This is a genomic window from Candidatus Omnitrophota bacterium (genome assembly GCA_028707125.1).
Classification (GTDB): domain Bacteria; phylum Omnitrophota; class Gorgyraeia; order Gygaellales; family JAQTUX01; genus JAQTUX01.
This window is the reverse complement of record JAQTUX010000001.1, coordinates 906,010-927,922: the sequence shown is the minus strand read 5'-3', so window position 1 is coordinate 927,922 and position 21,913 is coordinate 906,010. Positions and strand designations below refer to the sequence as shown.

General features: G+C 50.6%; 18 protein-coding genes. All 18 read right to left on the bottom strand.

All coding sequences use genetic code 11. The annotated features are described in order from the left end of the window. On the bottom strand, positions 1–3,138 hold a 3,138-nt coding region (locus PHR44_04615), incomplete at its 3' end, for an Ig-like domain-containing protein (protein MDD4909946.1). 599 nt (positions 3,139–3,737) lie between these two features. Next, on the bottom strand, positions 3,738–6,824 hold the full coding sequence (locus tag PHR44_04610; protein ID MDD4909945.1) for a filamentous hemagglutinin N-terminal domain-containing protein: 3,087 nt from the start codon (positions 6,822–6,824) through the stop codon (positions 3,738–3,740). A gap of 3 nt (positions 6,825–6,827) precedes the next feature. Further along, positions 6,828–8,546, bottom strand: coding sequence for a ShlB/FhaC/HecB family hemolysin secretion/activation protein (locus PHR44_04605; GenBank protein ID MDD4909944.1), 1,719 nt, complete (start codon positions 8,544–8,546; stop codon positions 6,828–6,830). Positions 8,547–8,648: 102 nt separating this feature from the next. Continuing rightward, positions 8,649–9,431 (bottom strand): tRNA pseudouridine(38-40) synthase TruA, encoded by a 783-nt coding sequence (gene truA / locus PHR44_04600; protein MDD4909943.1) that lies wholly within the window; start codon positions 9,429–9,431, stop codon positions 8,649–8,651. Next, positions 9,418–10,443 carry an aspartate-semialdehyde dehydrogenase gene (locus PHR44_04595; protein MDD4909942.1) on the bottom strand — a complete coding sequence of 342 codons (1,026 nt, stop codon included), beginning with the start codon at positions 10,441–10,443 and terminating at the stop codon, positions 9,418–9,420. Before PHR44_04595 ends, truA begins: the two co-directional genes overlap by 14 nt. Beyond that, a complete protein-coding gene (locus tag PHR44_04590; GenBank protein MDD4909941.1) occupies positions 10,440–11,510 on the bottom strand; it encodes a 3-isopropylmalate dehydrogenase in 1,071 nt (356 codons plus the stop codon). Before PHR44_04590 ends, PHR44_04595 begins: the two co-directional genes overlap by 4 nt. Then, entirely contained in the window at positions 11,483–11,974 is a 492-nt protein-coding gene (locus PHR44_04585) for a 3-isopropylmalate dehydratase small subunit (protein MDD4909940.1), read from the bottom strand. The genes PHR44_04590 and PHR44_04585 overlap by 28 nt, the downstream gene beginning before the upstream one ends. 74 nt (positions 11,975–12,048) lie before the next feature. After that, a complete protein-coding gene (gene leuC / locus PHR44_04580; GenBank protein ID MDD4909939.1) occupies positions 12,049–13,308 on the bottom strand; it encodes a 3-isopropylmalate dehydratase large subunit in 1,260 nt (419 codons plus the stop codon). A gap of 6 nt (positions 13,309–13,314) precedes the next feature. Then, the gene (gene fabF / locus PHR44_04575; protein ID MDD4909938.1) at positions 13,315–14,559 is read right to left on the bottom strand and encodes a beta-ketoacyl-ACP synthase II; all 1,245 of its coding nucleotides are present in this window, start codon (positions 14,557–14,559) and stop codon (positions 13,315–13,317) included. A gap of 71 nt (positions 14,560–14,630) precedes the next feature. After that, complete coding sequence (gene acpP, locus PHR44_04570) at positions 14,631–14,870, bottom strand: acyl carrier protein (protein ID MDD4909937.1); 240 nt, start codon at positions 14,868–14,870, stop codon at positions 14,631–14,633. Positions 14,871–14,887: 17 nt separating this feature from the next. Next, positions 14,888–15,631: a 3-oxoacyl-[acyl-carrier-protein] reductase gene (gene fabG, locus PHR44_04565; protein MDD4909936.1), complete on the bottom strand. Its 744-nt coding sequence runs from the start codon at positions 15,629–15,631 to the stop codon at positions 14,888–14,890. Then, positions 15,621–16,544 carry an ACP S-malonyltransferase gene (gene fabD, locus PHR44_04560; protein ID MDD4909935.1) on the bottom strand — a complete coding sequence of 308 codons (924 nt, stop codon included), beginning with the start codon at positions 16,542–16,544 and terminating at the stop codon, positions 15,621–15,623. The genes fabG and fabD overlap by 11 nt, the downstream gene beginning before the upstream one ends. Positions 16,545–16,546: 2 nt before the next feature. Then, positions 16,547–17,524, bottom strand: coding sequence for a ketoacyl-ACP synthase III (locus tag PHR44_04555; protein ID MDD4909934.1), 978 nt, complete (start codon positions 17,522–17,524; stop codon positions 16,547–16,549). Beyond that, entirely contained in the window at positions 17,521–18,522 is a 1,002-nt protein-coding gene (gene plsX, locus PHR44_04550; protein MDD4909933.1) for a phosphate acyltransferase PlsX, read from the bottom strand. The genes PHR44_04555 and plsX overlap by 4 nt, the downstream gene beginning before the upstream one ends. Continuing rightward, the gene (rpmF, locus tag PHR44_04545; protein ID MDD4909932.1) at positions 18,519–18,722 is read right to left on the bottom strand and encodes a 50S ribosomal protein L32; all 204 of its coding nucleotides are present in this window, start codon (positions 18,720–18,722) and stop codon (positions 18,519–18,521) included. Before rpmF ends, plsX begins: the two co-directional genes overlap by 4 nt. Before the next feature lie 29 nt (positions 18,723–18,751). Continuing rightward, a complete protein-coding gene (coaD, locus tag PHR44_04540) occupies positions 18,752–19,183 on the bottom strand; it encodes a pantetheine-phosphate adenylyltransferase (protein MDD4909931.1) in 432 nt (143 codons plus the stop codon). A gap of 19 nt (positions 19,184–19,202) precedes the next feature. Continuing rightward, complete coding sequence (gene rsmD / locus PHR44_04535; protein ID MDD4909930.1) at positions 19,203–19,775, bottom strand: 16S rRNA (guanine(966)-N(2))-methyltransferase RsmD; 573 nt, start codon at positions 19,773–19,775, stop codon at positions 19,203–19,205. Position 19,776: 1 nt separating this feature from the next. Then, positions 19,777–21,900: an ATP-dependent DNA helicase RecG gene (gene recG, locus PHR44_04530; protein MDD4909929.1), complete on the bottom strand. Its 2,124-nt coding sequence runs from the start codon at positions 21,898–21,900 to the stop codon at positions 19,777–19,779. Positions 21,901–21,913: the final 13 nt, after the last annotated feature.

Genomic DNA, 21,913 nt, shown 5'->3' with positions numbered 1-21,913 from the left:
GGTCAATGAGGTGATCGTAGGACGAGTCGTGTCAGGAGGCGCCGGCGAATACGTGCGCGAGAGCGTTACTGATTCTGTGTTGGTATTGGCTGAGGCATCCTGGGCAACGCCTTCGGGTATCTTTATGCTCACTACCCCTGCTGCTGAGGCGGTGACGGTAAAGCTGTAGTTTGCCCCTGAGCCTGAGAAGCCTGAGACAGAGCCGTTGGTAACGCTGATCTCTGTGGCAAGCAGGCCTGTGACGCTTTCACTAAAGGTCAGAGTTACAGGTATGCTTGCTGAGCTGGTCGGCTCTGATGCGGTCGTAGTCAGAGTGGTGATCGTAGGACGAGTGGTGTCAGGCGGCGCCTGTATGGTGAATGAGTAGCTATCTGGTGATGCCATGGCATTGCCTGCAGTGTCTGAGGCGGTAATGGTCACATCTACTACCTGGCTGTATGCAAAATCTGCGGGAGGATCATAGGTCACGGTAGTATCTGCGCCTGAGCCGCTTATTGTCGGGCTGACGCCCGCACCCTCTACCGTCATCACTATGCTGGACTGGTTAACGCCTGAGCCGGAATCAACTAAATGTATTACGATATTGGTATCCTTGGCAACATCGGTTGCGCCTGATGAAGGAGACCTGCTGGATACGCTTGGAGCCGTTGTATCGGGCGGCGGCGGCGCTGATGTAACGGTGAAAGAGTAAGAATCAGACCCCATGGGATTGCCTGCGCTATCCGAGGCATTCACCACCACATCCACTACCTGATCATAGGCAAAGTCCGCAGCAGGATTATAGGTAACCGTATAGTCTGCTGCAGAGCCGGCTATAGCGAGCGAACCGGTGACATTGCTCCCTTCCACTGTCATGGTGATGGTGGACTGGTTAACCCCCGCGCCTGCATCCAATATATGTAAGACAATATTGGTGTCCCTGGCCACGCCTGTTGCATTCTTGGCCGGCGAGTGTCCCGAGGTACTGGGAACAACATTATCATAGGTGCGGCTAAGCTGCACTGCTGCCTGATTATTATTAACGCCATCAGTAGCCACTCCTGCTGCTATATCTATGGTTACTGCCCCCTGCCCTGAGGGCGTTACACTAAAGGTATATACTTTAGGGCCTCCCGCGAAATTACCCGCTGTGCCGTTGCCTACGATGATATCGCCCACTACGAATCCGGTCACATCCTCGCTGAATGTGGCGGTCACCGGTATGGGCGAGGTGTTGGTTGGGTTGAGTGCGGTAGTAGATAACGTCACGGTTGGCTGATCTCCATCGTAGGTGCGTGATAACTGCGCGGCGACATTATTGTTGTTGCCTGCCAGGTCAGCAGCAACGCCTGCTGCTATATTGATAGTTACAACTCCCTGCCCTGCCGGTGTTACATCAAATGTATAAGCAGCTGGTCCGCCTGCTAAGTTGCCTGCGGCACCGTTGCCTACGGTGATATCTCCAAGCGCAAAGCCGCTTACGGACTCACCGAAGTTCACGATTACAGGAATAGGTGATGTATTTGTCGGATCAGGCGCGGTTGAACTTAATACGGGTGTAGGCCCGGCTGCGTCATAGGTAACGGATAATTGCACTGCAACGTTGTTGGTATTTCCCACGAGGTCGGCTGCAACATCAGCCGCCACATTCACTGTGACTATACCTGCTGTGGGCGCCAGGCTGATTGTGTAGCTTGAGTCGCCGTCTACTCCTGTGAAGGCGCCCTTGGTCGCGCCTACTACATCTATATCGGCTGCTATAAAGCCGTTGACCGCCTCGCCGAAGTTGACTGTGACTATAAATGGATCATCATTGGTCGGGTTCTCTGGGGTAGTGAGCACTGGAGTCGGCTTGGTATTATCATAGGCAACCGATATGCTGTCTGCTGTTGAGTCGTTGCCCGCGGCATCCTGGCCTGCGCCTACTGCCACGCTTAAATCCACGGGGTCTGCCGTAGGTGTAATGGTTATGGTGTACTGCTTGGCGCTTACCGCGGTGAAGTCCAGCCCCTTGGTACCGTTGGTTACCGATATGTCTGTTTCAGCGAAGCCGGTGACGTTCTCGCTGAAGTCAACTGTAAGAGTGAATGCGCCGTTTACTGCCGAAGGCGCACTTAAGGTCGCGACCGGATCTGTATTATCATAGGTGCGCGATAATTGTGCTGCAGCGGTATTGTTGTTGCCTGCTGAATCCTGTGCTACTCCTGCGTTTATGTTTACTGTAACTGCGCCATCTCCTGCAGGGGTAACATTAAAAGTATAAACATCTGGTCCGCCAGCCAAGCTGCCACCGACAACGCTGCCGTTACCTATGGTTATTTCGCCCTCTGTGAATCCAGTGACATTTTCGCTGAAAGTAGCTGTTACAGGTATGGGCGAGGTGTTAGTCGGATTAGGCGCGGCGCTAGTCAAAACTACGGTTGGCACAGTCCCGTCATAGGTACGCGAGAGCTGCGTTGCTACCAAACTAGTATTGCCTGCCAGGTCCTGCGCCACCCCTGCTGCTATATCTACGGTAACTGCTCCGTCTGCCGTGGGAGTGACATCAAAGGTATAAACCGCGGGTCCGCCTGCAAGGTTAGAGGCGGCACCATTGCCTACGGTTATGTCTCCTATCGCAAAACCCGTAACGCTTTCACCGAAGTTTACGCTTACAGGTATGGGCGATGTATTGGTCGGGTTAGGAGCTGCCGAGCTTAATACTGGAGCAGGATCGCCTGTATCATAATTACGCGACAGCTGTGCAGCCGCTGAATTAGAATTGCCTAAACTGTCCGTTGCCACTCCTGCTAATATGTCTATTGTAACTGTCCCGTCTACTGTAGGGGTAACATCAAAGGTATATACAGTCGGCCCCCCTGCTAAGTTACTGGCGTTGCCGTTACCTATAGTTATATCGCCAAGCACAAAATCAGATACATTCTCGTTAAATGTGGCTGTAACCGGTATGGGCGAGGTATTGGTATTCGCAGGGGCAGAGCTGGTCAACGACACTGTGGGGCCGGTAGTATCCACCGTCCATGAAGATGTCTCGGTGGGGGTCGTCTGCCAGTTGCCTACATTGTCCTTACCTATTACATATACTTTGTGGCTGCCGTCTGAAATGTCAGAAATCGTGAAATCAGGGGTAGTACTGACAAAGCGCTCGCCCGAATACAATCCGCTATCGAGCCGATATTTATAAGATATAACTGGCTTACCTAACGTATCTGTTTCGCTGACGGTGATAGTTGCAGTTGTAGAGTTGGTAAGATCTGCTAAAGGCGATGTTCTAGTAATTACTGCTATAGGCGGTGTTGTATCAATATTCCAGATTCTTTCAGTAGCTGAAGTTGCATAATCCTGCCACTCTACACCATCAAATCCTATTATACGTAAATGATGTGGGCCATCCGAAAGATTAGATTCAATAATATGCTGATTAATATCAAATGGACCTTGATAATTCTCCTCAAGATTATCAGAATCGTCAAGATTATATTTATATTGCGTTATACCTGATCCGCCGATAGTGAAATCGGCCGAACTACTATTGACCGTGCCGCTTGGACCGCTTACAATATCCGCCACAGGCGCTGCCAGAGCGCTTGCAGCCATCAAGCCGAAAAACAGAACGCTGAATAATATTGTGCTTTTCTTGAAAGTACCCTTCATCATCTCTCTGTTTTTTTACGGAAAACTTTTACAAAGTATTTAAGAAACACGGTTAATAAAAACCTTCTTAATTAGAGAAGGCAGGCAATCCCCTTCAAAAAGATCTACGGAGCGCCAAAATATATCGGAAGGGACTTCTTGAGCTTCAAAGAGTCCTCAATAAATTCATAAGCGTCGCTATCCATAATCAAATTGGAAAATGCCGAGTTATCTATGTCTATTATGGGATGATAAAAATAAAATGTCGGGTTCGGATTAAAAGAACCCACCCTGTAATTCACCAAAGATAAGGCCATATTATCAAATGCCCTCGCCGGATTCGCGGAATAATTAAGCGGCTGGCTGGAACTGACTGTACCATTCAAGTAGAATGGGCCTAAGTCGTTTTGGTCCGCTGAATAATTGTCAGAATTGTCTACGGCGATAACATGAAAATAATGCGCGGTGCCGTCGCTAAGTGGATGACTGGTAATCGTCGTATTGGCAGTATAGATGCCATTGCTGGGAGTAACGACAGTATTCGGAGAGGTATCCCAGACATAATAATAACCATATACCCCGGTTGATGGGTAACCGGGATCAGTTACTGCCGGCCAAGAAATAGTTATAGTGTTATCATTGGACCAGATGCTTACGATATGGTCTGAACTGCCCTCAGGATCACCGGGGGGCACATTTTCCTCAAATTCCCCAGTTATAGTAAGTCCTGCATTTGAACTACCGATTTTATTAGCATTTAGTTTTACCTTTACTCCTCTAACGGTACCACTGCCAGATCTAGTTATGGCGCCTGGCGTATAAATGTTCACATTGCCATCGGTATAAATTGAATCTATGGCTATATCATCTTCGTCCTTTAGATATATGCTTCCGGTAACATTAACATCTATGACATCAACAGCCGTGTCTAAAATATTATCTGATTCCCCCACATCGGTCGCTGAAAGGATGTTGAATGCTATAGAATCGATATTTACAGAATCATCATTTCCATCCAAGATTAAACCACCGATATCTAAGGTAATGGTATCCGGAGAAATTAATGAACCCAAAGTCAGGTCTCCGGAAGTAACAATAGAGATATCTTCTGTGCCCGTGCCTGCAACAAGTGCTTCGGACAGATTTAAGTTACCGTTATTAGTAATGTAGATTGAACCGTTTCTGGATTCTGCCTTGGTTATCTTGTTAACTTCAGTATTTAGAGGATTTGAACTCGTACCGATGGCTGAACCAAATAACGATAAGGTATCAATGGCTATCGCCGTAGTTGCGTCAACATCATTAATAGTATTACCAGAAATCAAAGTAAGTTTGGTAAAATCTAAATCAAGAGAAGGGTCGATATTAACACTAATACTGCCAGAATTATCATCTCCTATGGTAACTGTTCCGGTTGTAGTTACTCTGCTTATTTCTTCGTTATCCAAAGTAAAGTCATAGCTTCCCGGGACATTACCTATCTCTATTGTGTTGTTGCTCAAAGGAAGAAATTCTATATCGCCTATACCGGTGTCTATGCTTACATCGAGAGAAAAGTCTTTACTGGTAGAGCTAAAACTGCCTCCGTTAGTCGTAATAGCAGAATTTATGTCTATCAGATCAGCAGCGCTAAAAACTAAGTTCAATTTGCCGGAACTTGAGCTGATCGTATCATTCACCACAATATCATCATTTGCAGTAAGGGTCAGTGTTGAACCGTCACCGCTGCCGCCGTCGGCTGTCTTGGCAATTGCGGAACTCACCGTAATTATGCCGGTAGTAGCTGTGCCACCGCTTGCCGTGTTTACGGTAACATTAGAGCCGTTATTTAAGGCAGTAATAATGTTATTAACATCTAAGGTTGTCGCGGTATCGGCGCTGGTAGGCGTAAAAGAAATGGGGCCGGGATCACCTGCGCCGGCTTGAGTAATATTCGCCTGAACATTAGTAATATTAATGTCTTCCGGGTCAAGAAGCCAGGTACCGCCAGAACCATTTGGCGCGCTTACATCAGGCACGCTATATATTTCCAAACGATTCCCGGAAGTTTCTATAAAACCGCCGTCTCCCCAGATAGCTCCACCCAAAGCAACGATTACAGCATCAAGCCAAACCAAGGCATGCTGTTTGCCTAATATGATAATGTTTCCACCGTTGCCGCTTATCTGAGTATTGGCACTGGTTACGCTATTAGAACCCAACGCAACCACATCATTTCCTAATAGCTCGATGTTGCCGCCATCTCCACTCACGGCACCGGCTTCGATTTTTCCAAACTGTCCTACGCGCTCTCCCTGCATTAATACGCTTCCGCCATTTACTGCCTCATCAACGCCAGACACCTCAATGTCACCTGTGTTTTGAACGATGCCGCTGCCTTCAGAAACCAATTCCACCTCTCCGTTTCTTTCTACCAGCGACTTTGCCTCAATCCTTCCGGAATTATTTATAGCGTGGTCAAAAACATCGTTCAATGCCTTTGCGGTCAGAGTGACGATGCCGCCGGCCGCGCTGATCGTGCCTGAATTTTTCACCGCGTCGTTCTGCTTCTCTCCGTCAGGGCCGAAAACCTCCTGTTTCACCGACTCATCAATTACCACGCTGATCTGGCCTAAATCATCCAGGTTTAAAGTTGCTTTCTCTCCCGATGCCAAAACTACCGTGCCTAAGACCGTTTGTATCGCGCCCTGATTATCTACCGCGCCTGAAAGAAGGCAGATGTAACCGCCCGGCTTGGCGGTAAGAATACCCTGATTTATAATGTAGCCGCCAACCCCCTGAAAATTCAACCTGCCCTCAAGAAAATCCTCGTTAGATATATCCAGAGTCGACGCCACTAAACCTGCCGCGTCAACCCTCGCGTTCGCACCAAATAAGATACCGTTGGGATTGATCAGGAATATCTTGCCGTTGGCAAGTAAGCTTCCTAATATAGTAGAAGGGTCGCCTCCCCTGACCCTGTTTAACGCCACGGAACTGCCCGACGGCTGGATAAACCGGACTGTCTCCGGCTGGGCAATGCTGAAACTCTGGTAATCAATGATGACCCTGTCCGAAGTGGTAATATTCATGGTATTGGCATCGGGATAACTGAAATCGGCGCTGCCTGAAACCACTGCCTCGCCTTCGGGTAAGGCGCGCACATAGTGCGGCGGACAAAGCAGCAAAATGACCAGCAATAAATCTATTACCTTCATTAATTTTTTCATCATATTTTAGAACCTCTTATTTACGCTTACGTAAGGGTGAAAGTGGTCTTCATCCGAAGGGGTCATGGCTAACGGATAAGCGAATTCCAACCTGGCTGAAAAATCCTGTGGCAGATTCATCCTCATGCCGAAGCCCACGCCTCTTAGCGTCCTGTGTTTTTGCTCTGTACCCAGTTCCTTTTTAAGACGGATCACGCCCAGGTCATAAAAAATGAGGAACTTTATCGCGTCATAAATTTTACTCTGGGTCAAAGGAATATTTGTATCCTTAGGCAGAAAATAAGGCGGGAAAGACCATTCAACACTGGTGGCAAAACCTTTATCGCCGCTGAACTCCGCGGGTGGATAACCCCGGACATTCGCTATGCCTCCTATCTGGAACTGCTCGCAGGCAGGCAGGGTGTAATTGGAGAGTTGAAACTGGTTTTTCCACAATATCTGAGAATCAAAAGGCATTGGCTGGAGCCGGTATATATTGCCTGCCAACTTAAAAAACTTGCCTCCCGCGCCCTCCCTGGTGGCAAGGGGGTCTTTGTCACCCGCCCCTCCGAATAGATCGGGAATACCTATATCTTCTTCCATAGTAAAAATAGTGCGGCCCCATTTATCCTCACTATCCAGATCAAACCCCATCCTGAACATCCTGACCTCATCCCTTGAAGTAACCTGTGAAACTGTGTAGTTTTCAATATGTTTATAATCAAATCCAAAATTTAATTTCAGGTCCAATAAGTCCTCGTCTATCAGCGTCTGGTTCAGGAACAACCTGACGATCTCTGTCCTGCCGCGGACATCAAGGTCTTCAAATTCCTTGCCCAGCTTCATCTTGCTCCAAAGATAGGAGCCGCCTGCCTCAAAGGTAGAATTTAAGGGAATGGTATAACTGAGTGATTTGAGCCGCTGCGCGTTGGACTGGGCTCTTTGATATTTCAGGTAGAGCCGGTCATCCCAGCCAAAAAAATTGTTGTGTTCAAGGGTAGAGGCGTAATTATATTTTTGAATATACCTTGAGCCGAAATTATCAAAACTTAAACCGGCGTGGATGGGCAGCCGGTCCTTTACCTCTAAAACGATATTGGTCTCTCCCGGCTTTTCCCCGGGGACCAGCACCGCCCTGGCAAACCTGTCAGGGTGTTCGTTTATGCCGCGTAATGACTTCTGGAGGGATTTGTAATCAAAAAAACCGCCCTCCTTCACCAGTAATTTTTTTTTAAGCAGGGCGGTCTTGAAATAACGGTTACCCTTTATATCTACGCTGCCGAGCTGGCCTTCCGTGACCATTATTATAAGTAAGCCGTCTTTTATGGTCTGTGGAGGCAGGTAGGCGCGGGAGGTAACGTGGCCCTTTTGCCGGTATTCATCCGTGATCAGGTCGCAGATCTTCTGCATATCCTTTATGGTGATCTCCTTGCCTTCGTATTCCGCCTTTATCTTGTTTACCACCTCTTCGGAAATAAGGGTCGCGCCCTTCACCTCAATTGTCTTAATAAGGATCTTTTTTTCTTCTGCTAAAGCCGCGGCTGTTTCCTCAACTCCCACCTCTTTCTCTTCCACCGCTTTCTTCTCCGTGGTGATCCTCTGCTGCAGCTCTTTCTCCTTCTCTATGGCCCTTTCCGTCTTTTCCAGGCCGCCGGCGGTTTGAGAAGCAGGCGGCGTCTGGGCATAAGAATACCCCCAAACGAACAAAGACAGACCTATCGTAACTATAATTATTTTCTTAATCAATCTTATGCCTGACCCTGTTTAGGAATGCTGTATTAGAGGATTACGTTAGAGAAAGTATACCCTATAATTCTGAATATGTCAAGGGCCGCAACCCGATATTTTTTAAGGGTATACAACCCTGCTTAAATACAGCCCTTTTGCCGGAGCGGTGTACCCCGCCCTTTTACGGTCCTTATGGCTAAGGATCCCGCGCATACTCCCTTTTTTGAACCTTCCCCTGCCTATATCTACGAGTGTGCCCACTATATTCCTGACCATATGATTTAGAAATCCGTCTGCCTCTATTTCTATGGCGATCAACGCCGATCCAGGGGTCAAAAAGCTCTGTATGGCGCCTGACCTTATTACCCGCAGATCAACGCGTTTGACCGTCCTTACAGTATCTTTGGCGGTTGAGCCGCTTGAGCAGAATGAGGCAAAATCGCGCCTTCCCCTTAAGCTGTTAAGTTCATCGCGCATTAAATCAATATCCAGCTCGTAAGGCACAAAATGGGTAAGGCGGCCGAGGAAAAGCGGCCTGGACTTTGAATTGACTATCAGATACCTGTAGGTCTTGGATGTAGTTTTGAAGCGGGCGTGAAATCCCGCGCCTGCCTCTTTCGCGTCCAGGCAGACGATATCTTCCGGAAGCCAGAAATTCAGGGCCTTCTTTATTTTTGCCGGCGGGATAGACGAGGATGTCTTGAAATTTACAACTTGGGCCAGGGCGTGCGCGCCGCTATCGGTCCTGCCTGATGCGGCCGCGTTTACCTGTTCCCCCAATATCTTCTTGAGCACCTTTTCAACGACCTGCTGGATGGACTTTTTTCTGCCGCCTGCCACCTGGCTTTGCCAGCCGCAGTAATTCGCGCCGTTATAAGCAATTACCAGCTTAATGTTTCGCACGTATAAGCGCTTCGGCGATCTGGACGGCATTTGTGGCAGCGCCTTTTCTGAGGTTGTCAGCCACCACCCACAGCCACAGCCCGTTTTTGACAAAACAATCGCGGCGGACGCGGCCGACGAATACCTCGTCCCTGCCTTCCGCATCTTTAGGCATCGGATAGAGCCCCTTGGCCGGCTCATCCATCACTATAATACCGTCGGATTTAGCAAGGATATCTCTTACTTTGGCGGGAGTAATGGGCTTTTTTGTTTCAATATATACCGATTCAGAGTGCCCTGTTCTCACAGGCACGCGCACGGTAGTAGCGGAGATCTTTATTTTATCATCGTGCATTATCTTGTGTGTCTCGCGCACCAGCTTCCATTCTTCGCTGGTATAGTCGCATTTATCAAAACCGCCGATATGCGGAAAGACGTTATATGCCAACTGCTGAGGCATCGCCTTCTCTTCCAGATCAACCCGCACGTTCTCATAACCTGCCTCTGATATTTTCTGATTCTCTGCCTTGAGCTGTTCCACCGCTTTCTTGCCAGCGCCGGAAGACGCCTGCAAGGTGGTGACGATCACCCTTTTGAGCCCGGCTTTCTTATAGATCGGCCATAATGCCGCCACCATTTGAATTGTGGAACAGTTAGGGTTGGCGATTATGCCTTTATGCTTTTTTATATCGGCGGCGTTGACTTCAGGCACGACCAGGGGAACTTTCGGGTCCATGCGGAAATCCGCGCCGTTATCAATCACTACCGCGCCTCTCTTTACCGCCTCCGGAGCGTAAGTCACTGCCGCGCCCTTTTCACCTTCTGTGCCGGCGAATAAAGCGATATCTATGCCTTCAAACCCCTCGGGAGAGATCGGGCTTACCGAATACCTCCGGCCATCTACTTCTATATCCCTTGCCGACCGGGCAAATACACGCAGTTCTCCCACAGGAAAATTACGCTGCCTTAAAACACGCAGCATCTCAATACCCACGGCGCCTACGCCTACTATCGCTATATTATATTTTCTCATTTCGCCAGACTCCTTACCACTAAGTCACCCACTTCCCGCGTGGAATAGCCCATCTTTCCGGCGGAAAGCGATTTTACTTTTTTCCGCACCACCGCGATGACCGCATCCTCTACACGCTGCCCTGCCGCGTTCTCCCCTAAATTTTCCAGCATCATACCCATTGCGCATATTGCCGCCAGGGGATTGATGACGTTTTTTCCCGTATATTTGGGGGCGCTGCCGCCGATGGGCTCAAACATGGAAACGCCCTTAGGGTTGATGTTGCCTCCCGCGGCAATGCCCATACCGCCCTGGACCATCGCGCCCAAGTCCGTGATTATATCGCCGAACATATTATCAGTGACGATAACGTCAAACCACTCCGGGTTCTTGACCATCCACATCGTAGTGGCATCCACATGGGCGTAATCTGTCTTCACGTCGGGATATTCTTTGGCGACCTCATTGAAAGTCCTCTGCCAAAGGTCCCAGGCATAGGTCAGGACATTTGTCTTACCGCAGAGCGTGAGCTTCTTGTCCTTGTCGCGCTTCCTGGTATAATCAAAGGCGTAACGTATGCAGCGCTCAACGCCTTTTCTGGTGTTATGCGATATCTGCAGGGCTATTTCTTTCTTGCCGCCCTTATGCTTAAAACTTCCCAGCCCCTTATACAATCCCTCGGAGTTTTCCCTCACCACGACAAAATCAATATCTTCCGGCTTCTTGTCTTTAAGCGGGCAGAATTCGGCGTTGTAAAGCTTTACCGGGCGCAGATTGATATACTGGTCAAGCTCAAAACGCAGCTTAAGCAGTATGCCCTGCTCAAGTATGCCGGGTTTGACATCGGGATGTCCTATAGCGCCTAAAAGTATGGCGTCAAATTTTTTGAGCTCTTTCAGCGCCGATTTCGGCAGTGTCTCTTTTGTCCTGAGGTATCTTTCGCCTCCAAAGTCAAAGTTAACGGTTTCGTATTTGAAGCCGCTGATAGAGGCAGATGCCTCTAAAACCTTTAACGCCTCGCCAATAACCTCGGGACCTGTGCCGTCTCCCGGAATAACCGCTATATTGTATTTCTTTTGCGCAGCCATTTCATTAATCCTCCCGCCTTTACAATCTCCTGAAGAAACTCCGGAAACGCCTGAGTCGTATATTGTTTATTTTTAGTCAAATTCCTGATAACGCCGCCGGACAGATCCAGCTCGATCTCGTCGCGGTCATCTATCTCTTTAGCCGCTTCGCATTCAAGAAAAGGAAGCCCTATATTAATGGCGTTCCTGAAAAATATCGCGGCGAAACTCTCGGCGATGACCGCCGATATGCCGCAGCCCTTTATCGCCAAAGGCGCGTGCTCACGCGATGAGCCGCAGCCGAAGTTCCTGCCGGCGACAATGATGTCTCCCTGCCGCGCGTTCTTTACAAAATCAGGGCTGATCGTTTCCATACAATGCGACGCCAGTTCCTTCTCGTCAAACACATTAAGGTACTTAGCCGCTATTATATCGTCTGTATTTACGTCGTCCCCGAATTTGTGTACTCTGCCTTTTAGTACCATCTCGCCCTACCGTTCTCCTCCACACGCTTCCGCGTGTGGTATCCTCATACCCCACACGTAAGTGTGGGGTCAGATTACGCTACCTCATCAGGATGCGCGATCCGCCCCTTTATCGCCGAAGCAGCTGCCACCGCCGGAGACGCCAGATAAACCTCTGATTTAGGATGCCCCATCCTGCCTATGAAATTTCTGTTTGTGGTGGACAGGCACCTCTCCCCTTCGGCTAAAATCCCCATATGCCCGCCGAGGCAGGGCCCGCAGGTCGGCGTAGAGAATATGCCTCCTGCCTTGACAAATATCTCGGCCAGCCCTTCCTTGACGCAGTCCAGGTATACTTTTTGCGTTGCCGGAAACACAAGCAGGCGCGTTCCCTGCTTTACCTTCCTGCCTTTAAGTATACGCGCGGCGATCCTCAAGTCGGAGATCCTGCCGTTGGTGCAGGAACCGATCACGACCTGGTCAAGCGTTACATTCTTTGCCTGGCTTACCGGCTTAGCGTTTGAAGGAAGCGGCGGAAAAGATACCTGCGGCTCAATTTTGGACGCGTCTATCTCCACCGTGCTCTCATAGCGGGCGTCTTTATCTGATTTATATATTTTGAATTTTCTCGGAGCCGGCCGCGCGTACTTTAACGTCTCCTTATCCGGCTCAATAAGCCCGGCCCTGCCGCCTGCCTCTATGGCCATATTAGACATGGTGAACCTGTCGTCCATAGGCAGCGCCGATATCGCCTCTCCCGTAAACTCCATCGCTTTATATAACGCGCCGTCCACCCCTATCTTACCTATAGTATATAGAATAAAGTCCTTGCCTGAAACCCATTTGTTCCTCTTGCCGCTATACACCAACTTCATTGACTGCGGCACTTTAAACCAGCATTTTCCGTCAACAAACGCGCGCGCCAGGTCGGTTGAGCCGATACCTGTAGAATACGCCCCTAACGCGCCGTAGGTGCAGGTGTGCGAATCAGCGCCGATGACCAGATCGCCGGGCAGGACCAGTTTCTGCTCGGGCAGGAGCGCGTGCTCTATGCCCATGCACCCTACTTCAAAATAATGCTTTATGCCCTGCTCTTTGGCAAAATCCCTGAGCATCCTGCACTGATTGGCGCTCTTGTAGTCCTTGGCAGGGGCAAAATGGTCCGGGACAAGCGCTATCTTATTCTTATTGAATACCTTCTTAAAACCGTGCTTCCTGAATTCTTCTATGGCAAGCGGCGCCGTGATATCGTTGCCGAGGCAGAGGTCTATCCTGGCGTCTATAAAGTCGCCCGGCCGGATATCGTCGTTATCCGTATGCGCCAATAATATTTTTTCTGAAATTGTGTAAGGCATTGGAACCTAAATCTTCTTTACAATAAGCGTGGCGTTATGGCCGCCAAATCCCAGGGAGTTAGACATCACCGCGTCAACATTAAGTTGACGGGCGGTGTTAGGGACATAATCCAGGTCGCAGTCAGGATCGGGGAACTCGTAATTTATAGTGGGGGGAAGGACTCCGTCTCTTATTGTCAGGCAGCTTGCCACAAATTCCACTCCGCCGGCAGCGCCGAGCAGGTGGCCTGTCATTGATTTAATGGAGCTCATAGGCACCTTTTTTGCCAGGCCTTCGCCTAAAAATCTCTTTACCGCCAGGGTCTCGATCTTGTCGTTCAGGCCGGTGGATGTGCCGTGCGCGTTTATATAGCCGATCTTATCTTTTGACATCCCGGCGTCCTTTAACGCGGCAAGCATCGCCCTCACCGCGCCGTCGCCTTGGGGGTCGGGAGCTGTAATATGATAGGCATCAGCGGACATGCCGTAACCGACCAATTCAGCGTAAATACGCGCCCCGCGCTTCCTGGCGTGCTCAAACTCCTCCAGCACTACCACTCCCGCGCCTTCCGCCATTACAAAACCGTCCCGCTCCCTGTCAAAAGGCCTGGACGCCTTTTGCGGCTCATCGTTTCTCTTGGAAAGCGCCCTTAAAGCGCAGAATCCGCCTACGCCCAAAGGCGTGGTCGCGCTCTCGGTGCCGCCTGCCACCATAACATCGGCATCCCCATACTGGATTATCCTGCAGGCGTCCCCTATGGCGTGCGAGCCGGTAGCGCAGGCAGTAGCCACGCAGGTGTTGGGGCCTTTGAAACCAAAGATTATGGACACATGGCCTGAGGCCTCATTCACTATCAGCATGGGTATGACAAACGGCGAAAGCCGTGAAGGGCCTTTCCTGGCCAATATCTCCGATTCCCTCTCTACCGTCCTTAAACTGCCTATGCCCGAGCCGATCAGGACCCCTATTCTCGTCCTGTCTTCCTTCTCCAGATCCATGCCGGAATCCTTTACCGCCTCACGCGCCGCGACGATGGCAAAAAGCACGAATTTATCCATCCGCTTCAAGTCCTTGCCGGTAAAGCCGAAGGCGTGGGGCTCAAAATCCTTTACCTCGCCGGCGATCCGGGACTCATACGCCGAGGCGTCAAATGTCTTTATGACGTCAACGCCGCTCCTGCCTTCCTTAAGGGAGGCCCAGAAGTCCTGGACGTTGTTGCCTACCGGCGTTATCGCGCCTAAACCCGTGACTACGACTCTTCTCTTTGCCATAAGAACCCTTAAACATTAGCCCCGCCTTTATGAGCGGGGCCAATGTTTTTATTAGATCAATAGCCGTCCAATTATTTCTTTGCTACCTTGTCTTCAATATATTTAATAGCGTCTGCCACCGTGGTCATCTTTTCGGCGTCCTCATCCGGGATCTCGATCCCGAACTCCTCTTCCAAAGCCATAACCAGCTCAACCGTATCAAGCGAATCCGCTCCGAGGTCATCAATAAATGACGCCGTGGGGGTCACCTCTTCGGCTTTTACACCCAACTGCTCTGCTATGATTGCTTTCACCTTTTCTGCTACGGCCATTCTTTTCCTCCTTATATTTATTGCATAACCATCCCGCCGTCAACGACTATTGTCTGCCCTGTAATGAAACCGGCGTCCTGCGAAGACAAAAATAAGATCGCGTTGGCAACATCAGCCGGCGTACCAAACCTGCCCAGCGGTATCTCATCCAGCATCCTCTGCCGCAGTTCCTCAGAGAGCTTGGCGGTCATATCGGTCTGGATAAACCCGGGCGCCACAGCGTTAACGTTTATGTCGCGGGAAGCGAATTCCCTTGCCGCTGTTTTCGTAAGGGCGATTATCCCCGCCTTTGAAGCCGAATAATTCGCCTGGCCCGCGTTGCCTATTATGCCTATGATAGAAGCTACGTTCACTATCCTGCCGTATCTCTGCTTAAGCATAACGCGGGTTACGGCCTTGATACAGTTGAACGCGCCTTTCAGATTGACGTTGATGACCGCGTCCCAATCCTCGGGCGACATTCTTAACAAAAGAGCGTCTTTGGTTATACCTGCGTTGTTAACTAATATATCAATTCTTTGAAATTTGTCAAGAATTTTGTTTACCAGGCCATCAACCTGTTTAAAATCAGTCACATCCGCTTTGAGCCCTATTGAGCCGGCCCCCAGCGCCTGCAGTTCTTTGGCCGTGCCTTCAGCCAGAGCCAGGTCAACGTCGCATATGGCGACTGAGGCGCCCTCCCTGGCAAAGGTAAGCGCTATCTCCTTTCCTATGCCCCTGCCTGCCCCGGTTATCAAAGCGACTTTATCCTTAAGCAGCATTGCCGGCCTCCATATACTTACCTATATTGACCACTTCCAAAGACGGGTCTATCTTGCGCAATATGCCTTTAAGCACGCGGTTAGGGCCTATTTCATAAAACCTGGATACGCCCTCTTTTGCCATAAACCTCACCGACTCCTCCCAGAGCACCGGCGAATACATCTGTTTCACAAGATTCTGCCTGATCTCTTCCGCGCCGGCAGCGGGTTTAGCGGTTACGTTGCTGATAAAGCGCGTTTTCGGCTCGCTGAATTTACATTTATCCATATGGCGGGCCAGATCAACCGACGCTTCTTTCATCAAGCTTGAGTGAAAGGCGCCGCTTACTTCAAGGAATACCACTTTTGAGGCCCCTGCCTTCTCCAGTTCTGCCTTTGCCTCTTCCATCTGCCTGGCCCTGCCTGATACGACTACCTGCCCCGGGCAATTAAGATTTGCTATCTCGATCCCTGTTTTCCCGCAGATATCCTCCACTCTATCCTTGTCCAGCCCGATTATTGCCGCCATCTTGCCGGGATGTGCCTCTGCCGCCTTATCCATAAGCCGGCCTCTGGCCTGCACCAAAGACAGGGCATCTTCAAAACAAAGCACGCCGGCAGCTGCCAACGCTGTATACTCGCCCAAACTTAAGCCGGCGACAAAACCGGGGAGCTGCCTTGCCGCTCCCCTGCCTTCTTCTACGGCCGTAAACGCCTCTAAGGCCGCTATGCTTGTAGTAAATATCGCCAACTGGCAAATATCAGTGCGTTTTAACTTATCCTCTGGGCCGTTAAAGCACAAAGCGCTTATAGAAAACCCCAGGGATTTATCCGCCCTGTCAAAAATGCCCTTTGCCGCGGCGCTGTTCTCATACAGGTCCTTGCCCATGCCTACATACTGGGCGCCCTGTCCCGGAAAGATGTGCGCGGCCATACCTACCATCTGATAACACAGGCGCCCCAGACCAGGCCCGCGCCGAAAGTATCCAACAGCACTATGTCGTTCTTCTTTATAAAACCTTCCTTGACCGCCTCACAAAGGGCGACTGCCGCTGAAGCGGAGGACATATTGCCGTAACGTTGTATATTAAGGTATATTGTTGACTCCGGCAGTTTCAGCCGCTTTGCCACGGCAAGGATGATCCTTAAATTTGCCTGATGCGGGATGAAACAATCCACGTCTTTGATCGTCAGGCCGGCGCGGTCCAACGCCTCCCTTGCCGCGCCTACCATTATGTTCACCGCCATTTTAAATAGTTCATTACCGCGCATTTTTATGAAATGAAGCCGCTTGTCCACGGTTTCGCGGGAGGCGGGGGCCTTGCTGCCGCCGGCAGGCACCATAAGCAGGTCTGTCATCGTGCCGTCAGCCCCCAGATATGTGGATAAAATACCCGCCCGAGCAGAGCTCTTCAATACGACCGCGCCTGCCCCATCCCCGAAAAGCACGCAGGTATTCCTGTCGGTCCAGTCCGTGATAGAAGAAAGGGTCTCTGAACCGATGATTAAAGCGTTATTATAGGCGCCGCGTGAGATAAACTGCTGCGCCAGCACCAGCGCGTACACAAATCCCGCGCAGGCGGCTGAAATATCAAAACAGACCGCGTTCTTTGCCCCTATGCCGCTTTGCACAAAACAGGCGGTAGCGGGAAACTGCATATCAGGCGTGACCGTGGCGACGATTATCAATTCGATCTTTTCCGGCTTTAACTTGGCATACTTCAACGCCTTCTTAGCGGCCTGGACCGCCATCGTGCCGGAGGTCTCGCCCTTACGGACGATCCTTCTGGTCTTAATGCCCGTGCGCGTGGTTATCCACTCGTCGGAAGTATCAACCATCTTCTCAAGCCCGGCATTGGTCAATACCCTGCCGGGGAGATACTCGCCTACGCCCGCTACCTTGACCTTTCTCATTGTATTGTCTTTGCCTCGCGGATACCTTCGATTATTTTATCGTTGACCTTGCGCTCCAGCTCCGCGATGGTCGCCCTGACCGCGTTCTTTATCGCCCGCGCGGAAGAGCGGCCGTGGCCTATGATCACCAATCCGTTTACGCCTAAAAGAGGCGCTCCGCCATACTCCGCGTAATCCATCTCTTTCCTGAATTTCCCCAGGTTGCCCTTTAACATAAAGGCGCCGAGTTTACCGATAAAATTACGCAGGAGGTTGCGCTTCAGGAAAATGCTGACTGCTTCGGCAGCCGCCTCAGAGACCTTAAGGGCGACGTTGCCGACGAACCCGTCGCAGACGATCACGTCGCAATCGCCTTTAAAAAGCTGTTTTGCCTCCACATTTCCCGCGAAATTCAGCCGGCTTTCAGAAAGAAGCTTGTGCGACTCCTTCATCAGGTCCGTGCCCTTGGTGGACTCTTCCCCTATATTCAATAACCCCACGCGGGGGTTATCCTTGCCTAAAACATTCTTTACGTAAGCGCTGCCCATTATGCCGTACTGCAGTATATGGACCGGCTTAGTATCTATATTGGCGCCGACGTCCATGATCAAGGAACGGCCTTTGAGCGAAGGCATGATAATGGCGATGCCCGGCCGCTCAATGCCTTCAAGCATGCCCAGCCCCAATGTCGCGGCGCATACCACCGCCCCTGTATTGCCGGCGCTGAAAAACGCGTCTGCCTCGCCGCGCTTAACAAGGTCTATGCCTACGCTTATGGACGAATCCCTCTTCCTTCTGATGCTTGCCGCTGCCGGCTCATCCATATCCACAACCTCGCGGGCGTCGCGTATGGAAATACCCGCCGGCACCGGTTTATATTTCTTGAGTTCCTTGCCGACCAGTTCGGACTGGCCTACCAGTATAATTGAAACAGGATAGGCCTTGACGGCATCCACCGCCCCTTTCACTACCGCGGACGGCGCGTAATCCCCGCCCATCGCGTCCAGCACTATCTTCATTTTTTCTCTTTCTTTTCCGCTTTTGTCTTTATCGCCACGGCCTCTCTGCCGCCGTAATGACCGCAGGTGCCGCAGACCTTGTGCGGCAGTTTTGGCTGCTTGCACTGGGGGCACACGCTTGTTGACGCGGCCTTAAGCTTCCAATGCGTCCTTCGCTTTCTGCCTCTCTGAACGGAATGTCTTCTCTTTGGTAATGGCATCTTTATCTCCTATCGTGATTATGGGATCGTTATTTGGCTCTTAATCTCTTTTTGAGCGCCTTCTCCACAAACGCGGGGACGAAACTTGAAAGGTCCGCGTCCAATGCCGCGGTCTCCTTCAGCAGGTTTGAGGAAAGATAGCTGTATGATTCCGACGGCATAAGGAATATCGTCTCGGCATCCTGTGAAAGCTTTCTGTTGGTCAACGCCATTTGAAATTCGTATTCAAAGTCCGAGACCATTCTTAAACCGCGTATTATGACGCGGGAGTGTTTCTTTCTGGCGTAATCCACGATAAGCCCGGAGAATCTTTCCACCGTAACGCCGTCCATATCCTTAGTCGCTTCCTTGAGCATCTTTAAGCGCTCTTCAGCGCTGAATATGGGCTTTTTATGCGGATTATTGCCAACGGCAACTATGACCTCCCCAAAAATGCCCACGGCCCTTTTTATCAGATCCATATGGCCGTAGGTTACCGGGTCAAATGTCCCTGGATATATCGCTTTCTGACACATGTTTTATATTGTAAAAAGCCAGTATGGTATCTCCGTATCTGGCTTGTTTCCAACAAGTTATTCTGCCTTCGCCTCGCGGAAGCTCGTCTTTCCTGAAACACTGGACTACAATATTGCCAGCGGCGCTTACTATATCATAGCCGCTAATCGTTTGCAAGATTTTTTTTGCCAGGCCCTTATAATAAGGAGGGTCCAGGAAGATAAGGTCGAACCTTTCGCCCCCGTCGGAAAGCCGGGCTATCGCCTTCAGCGCGTCTTTGGGTATCACCTCGTAAGATGCCTCCGGCAGGAACGACAGATTGGACCTGAGCACGGCGGCCACGCTGTGCCTGCCTTCCACAAAGACCGCTTCGGCTGCCCCCAAAGAAAGCGCCTCCAGCCCTACGGCGCCGCTTCCGGCAAACAGCTCAAGCACCCTTAACCCGCTGACATCGGCAAGTATGTCAAAAACGGCCTTCCTTACCTTATTCTGCGTAGGCCGTATGCCTTTGGGGATTTTGATAGTCCGCCCTTTATATTTGCCGGATATGATGTGCATATTATCCCACCACCTGCTTTTCTCTGTAACCAGGATACCGCCTCTCCAATGCCGCCTTCAGATCCTGATCCTGGCGCAGGTTAAGTTCAGGGTCCGCCTCTATAAGCCGCGCTGCCTCATCCCTGGCCGACTTTAATATATGCAGCTGCGTCAGGGGATTGCCTATCCTCAGTTCCGACAGGCCATGCTGCCTGCTGCCAAAAAATTCTCCCGGCCCCCTGATCTTTAAATCCTCCTCGGCTATCTTGAAACCGTCAATATTATTGACTATGGCGTCTATCCTCCGGCGCGCCTCTTCTGTTTTCGGCTCACCCATCAATAAACATATGGAATCGTACCCGCTTCTGCCTATACGGCCCCTCAACTGATGAAGCTGCGATAAACCGAACCTGTCGCAATGCTCGATCAGCATGACCGTGGCGTCAGGCACGTCAATCCCCACCTCCAGCACGCTGGTGGCGACAAGGATGTCTATCTCCCCCGCCTTGAATTTCTCCATTGTCTTATTCTGCTGTTCCTGCTTTATTCTGCCATGGATAAGCCCCAGCCGGTAGTCCTTGAATTCAACTCCGCTTAACTGCTTAAACATCTTTTCGGCGGCATTCAGGTCCAGCGCGTAGGACTCATCTATTATAGGATATATGATGTACGCCTGCCTTTTCTTAGCCAGCTCTTCCTTGATCAAGCCATAGGCCTGCCGGCGCATGCCTTCGGCGAAATGGCGCGTCTGTATCCTGCCTCTTCCCGGCGGCAATTCGGATATGGCCGATATGTCAAGGTTGCCATAAAGGGTTATGGCGAGGGTGCGCGGTATGGGCGTTGCCGTCATGATCAGGGTATCGGCTGACCTGTTCTTTTCGCTCAAAAGCTTACGCTGGGCCACGCCGAATTTATGCTGTTCATCTATGACTATCAGGCCTAACCGTTCAAATACGACATCTCTCTCTATAAGGCTGTGCGTGCCGATAGTCAGATCCACCTTGCCATCCTTTATCTGCTTAACGGCCTCCCGGCGGCTTTTGGCGCTCAATGCCCCTGTCATCAGCCCTATTTTAAGTTTTTTGCTTTTTGGCCCGGGCCGGGAAAGGCCGTCCAGAAACCCGGATATGACGGCATAATGCTGCCTTGCCAGTATCTCGGTAGGGACCATAAAGGCCGTCTGCCAGCCGCTGTCTATAGCGGCCAGAGACGCGCAGAGCGCGACCACGGTCTTGCCGCAGCCCACATCGCCCTGAATAAGCCGCTGCATTATTTTATCCGATGACATATCCGCCAGGATCTCGTTGAGTACCTGTGTCTGCGAGGCGGTAAACCGGAAACTCAAAGAGCCGATAAAATCATTGAGAAGAGGGCTGCCGGCATTATGCCTTACCGCCTTCCTCCGCGGCCTGGATGCCTTCTTCATAATGATGGGCACCTCAAACAGAAAGAAATCCTCAAAAGAAAGCCGCCTGTATGCCTCCTTCTGTAACTCGTCTGACCGCGGAAAGTGGATATTGATAAGGCCCTGGGCTGAATTAAGCAGGCTGTTGCGCTTGCGCACGTCATAGGGCAGCGGGTCCTTTAGGCGGGTAATGAATTCATCCAACGCTGACCCTATGATCTTGCGAAAATACCTCTGGCTGAACTTGTCGGACAAGGGATATACCGGCAATATGCTCCCCCTGCTCAGCGCCTCCTCCTCGTCGGTAATCATCTCAAATTCCGGAGAGGCCAGCTGCAGAATATGGCCGTATTTTTCTATCTTGCCGTGTAATACTAAAGATACCCCTGTTTTCAGGTAATCCTTGAGGTATGGCTGGTTGAACCATACGGCGCGGATCCTGCCGGTAGAGTCCTCTATCCGCGCTTCAAGGATGTTAAACCCGCGCCTCTGCCAGGAAGTCCTGCCGGAAACCGCGCAGACCTTCCCCTTTACGGTAGCGGCATCGCCTTCTTTCAAATCGCTGATAGGCCGCAGATCGCGCCAATCCTGATACCTTCGGGGAAAATAGTAGAGCAGGTCCTCTATCGTATTGATACCCAGCGCCTGGAAGGACTTCGACCTCTTGGGCCCCACGCCTTTCAGGAACTGTATTGAATCGTAGATTGAAACAGGCATAGAAATGATTATATCATACTGCAATAAAAAATCCCCA